This is a genomic window from Chamaesiphon sp. OTE_20_metabat_361, assembly GCF_031364565.1.
Map to the genome: position 1 here is coordinate 1 of NZ_JANLWO010000823.1, position 2863 is coordinate 2863.

Below are 2863 nucleotides of genomic sequence, written 5' to 3' on the forward strand. Positions count from 1 at the left end.
ATCAAAAGCCGGGTTGTAGAACTCTACCCCAGGTGGACAGACGATCGTTTCACCGATTTGATATAGCTCTGAGGGGTGGCGTTCCTCGATCGGAATCAGACTCCCATCGCTGAGACTAATCGATCGTCGATCGCGGTGCGGCGACAAAGAACGGGATATTATGCGCTTTAGCAACCAATGCCAGACTATATGTACCGATTTTGTTAGCAGCATCGCCATTTGCGGCAATGCGATCGGCACCCACCACCACCGCATCGATTAACCCTTGTTTCATACAGTGAGCCGCCATACTATCGCTAATCACCGTCACGGGAATCCCCTCTTGGACGCATTCCCAGCTCGTCAGTCTCGCACCCTGCAATCGCGGACGCGTCTCATCGGCATACAACCGCGCCAACCGTCCCTCCGACCATGCCGAACGTACCACCCCAAGTGCGGTACCATAACCAGCCGTTGCCAGGGCACCAGCATTGCAATGCGTGAGCAAACACAACTTCGCTGGACTGCTGGGCAAAACTTCCAATCCATGCGTCCCGATCGCTTGGCAAGTGGCGATATCATCGGCATTGATCTGTTGCGCGGCGATGAGTAATTGCGAAATAATTTCAGCGACACTTCCCGCACAATTACGTGCGGCTTCTTCCATCCGATCGATCGCCCAAAACAAATTTACCGCCGTCGGACGTGTCGCTCTCAGCGTCTTCCCAATCGCTACCAACTGCATCAAAAACTCATCTCGATCCGTCGTCGTAATGTCTCTAGCACCCAAATACATCCCATACGCCGCCGCCACCCCGATCGCTGGCGCACCCCGAACGATCATCGTCGAAATGGCCTCTGCCATATCTTCCACCCGACTGATTTCCACATGGGTATACTCATTCGGCAGCCGATTTTGATCGATCAGCAGCACGCGATCGTTTTGCCAGCGCACAGGATAAACTGGGGTATTCATAGATTAATTAGTTATAGATCCGAGTAGTCCAGACCCAAATTTTATCATCGAATGAATAAAGTGCCACCTGCGATCGAAACAATATTTTCAATTATTTAAGTGCTTTAGCATCGAGCTGTTCCTTGACGTTTGACACAACCGAACGCATGTATCCAGACCATAAAAATTTATTAACGAGCCATAGGATCGGAACTGTAAATAAAGATTTAGATGTAAATGTATAACTCCAGCGGATGAGTGTGCTATTGGCTGAATAATCGCAATTTTCAAACCACCATTCGCCAATTGCTGCTGTAACTAAAAATCCTAAAATGCCAGAAAAATTACTAACTACATAAGCAAAATAATTTGGTTGGCTATACTGAGTCAGTAGTTCCTGGGCATGACTACCATCTGATAGATGCACGATTCTAGTCTGTCCGATCGCGTCCCAAGCACCAGTTTGAGCCTCTGTCCGAACAACTGCGGGTAATAAGCCATAGCCTCTAAAGATCGAAGTAAGATCGATCGGGACGACATGGCGAAAAGCCTCGCTCGGACTTACCGAAACTTGGATACTAACTACTGATGAAATCATCGATCGATTGGATAAATATTACTTGAATGCTAGTCGGTTGAAACTACCCGATTCACCCAATTAGTGACTCCCTACTGTTCCAAAGTTATTGATGATTTTAATTAATTACTAGTAATGTGGCAGCGTTTGAGTGGTTTCCCATCAATGAAATGACTCTCGACGATCGCGGGAATATCCTCACAAGTTAGATGACCGTATAAATGGCGATTGGGAAATAATATTTTTCTGACTTTACGTTGAATTTTATCTGGCAGCCAAGTAAAATCTGGCAAATTAGCACGATAGACAGCTACAACCGTACCAGCTTCACACCGATCCAAACATCCCGATTGCCGGATTTCGACTCGATCTGCTAATTTTTGCCGATCGATCTCATCCCGAAAAGCCTGATAAATCTCTACCCCGCCACAGTTGAAGCAACAGTTTTCGGGACAATCCAAATTACCCCGCTGTCTCGTACAGACAAACACTCGATATTTAGTTGCATTCATGTCTCGATCGCCTCAATTAAATATACTCCTCACCCGACTAAGAATCCAACGGCATCGTCACACCAGCTCGACTCATTTCGAGGCGATCCTCATGTGATTCCTGACTCCTGACTTCATTCAACTGATGCAAGGTATCTACAAAATCCCGAATCCCTTGAAATTGACGGTAGACAGACGCAAATCGCACATAGGCAACTTCACTCAACGGGCGCAATTCGACTAGCACCAGTTCGCCAATTTCGGCAGTAGTTACCTCTCGGAGCGATCGAGTTTGCAGTTGGGATTCGATATCATCCACGATCGATTCCAGGGTTTCAGGAGTGAGTCCAGTTTTCTGACAGGCGTGAATTATCCCCCGCAGTAGCTTAGATCGATCGAAATACTCCCGTCGCGCATCCTGTTTGATGACCGTGACTGGCACGAATTCCAATCGTTCGTAAGTTGTAAAGCGATGTTTGCAACGCAAGCATTCTCGCCGTCTGCGAATACTCTGTCCTGCTTCTGTCGATCGAGACTCCAGGACGCGACTTTCTTTATTTGGGCTGTAGTAACATTGCATTTGGGAGACTGGGGGAACTGGGTGACTGGGGACGGGGTGACGGGGGGACTGAGTGACGGGGGGACGGGGAGACTGGGAGACTGGGTGACGGGGGGACTAAAGAACGCAGTTCCAAAGCATAACCCCTATTCCCTATTCCCACTTCGGCTGTCGCTCAGTGCAAGCTATTCCCTAAAGCCTAAAGCCTAAATGAAGCCTAAAGCCTAAAAAGAAAAATCTGAGCTAATTTAGAGATTTCTCTAGATTAGCTCAGATCGTGACTAAACTGAATTGTTGTTTAC

General features: G+C 47.6%; 3 protein-coding genes and 1 pseudogene. All 4 read right to left on the bottom strand.

Annotated elements, in window-relative coordinates; translation table 11 throughout:
• A pseudogene (gene mtnA, locus RMO35_RS23105) lies at nucleotides 1-955 on the bottom strand (S-methyl-5-thioribose-1-phosphate isomerase); the annotation flags it as partial.
• 91 nt (nucleotides 956-1046) lie between these two features.
• Nucleotides 1047-1532 carry an SRPBCC family protein gene (locus RMO35_RS23110; protein WP_309744748.1) on the bottom strand — a complete coding sequence of 162 codons (486 nt, stop codon included), beginning with the start codon at nucleotides 1530-1532 and terminating at the stop codon, nucleotides 1047-1049.
• 101 nt (nucleotides 1533-1633) lie between these two features.
• A complete protein-coding gene (locus tag RMO35_RS23115; protein ID WP_309744750.1) occupies nucleotides 1634-2023 on the bottom strand; it encodes a (2Fe-2S) ferredoxin domain-containing protein in 390 nt (129 codons plus the stop codon).
• A 37-nt stretch (nucleotides 2024-2060) separates the two neighbouring features.
• Complete coding sequence (gene nrdR, locus RMO35_RS23120; RefSeq protein ID WP_309744752.1) at nucleotides 2061-2582, bottom strand: transcriptional regulator NrdR; 522 nt, start codon at nucleotides 2580-2582, stop codon at nucleotides 2061-2063.
• Between the last annotated feature and the right edge of the window lie 281 nt (nucleotides 2583-2863).

Excerpts from the sequence above, each read along its gene's own strand:
- RMO35_RS23110 (WP_309744748.1), bottom strand. The coding sequence starts at position 1,532 with ATGATTTCATCAGTAGTTAGTATCCAAGTTTCGGTAAGTCCGAGCGAG.
- RMO35_RS23115 (WP_309744750.1), bottom strand. The coding sequence starts at position 2,023 with ATGAATGCAACTAAATATCGAGTGTTTGTCTGTACGAGACAGCGGGGT.
- nrdR (WP_309744752.1), bottom strand. The coding sequence starts at position 2,582 with ATGCAATGTTACTACAGCCCAAATAAAGAAAGTCGCGTCCTGGAGTCT.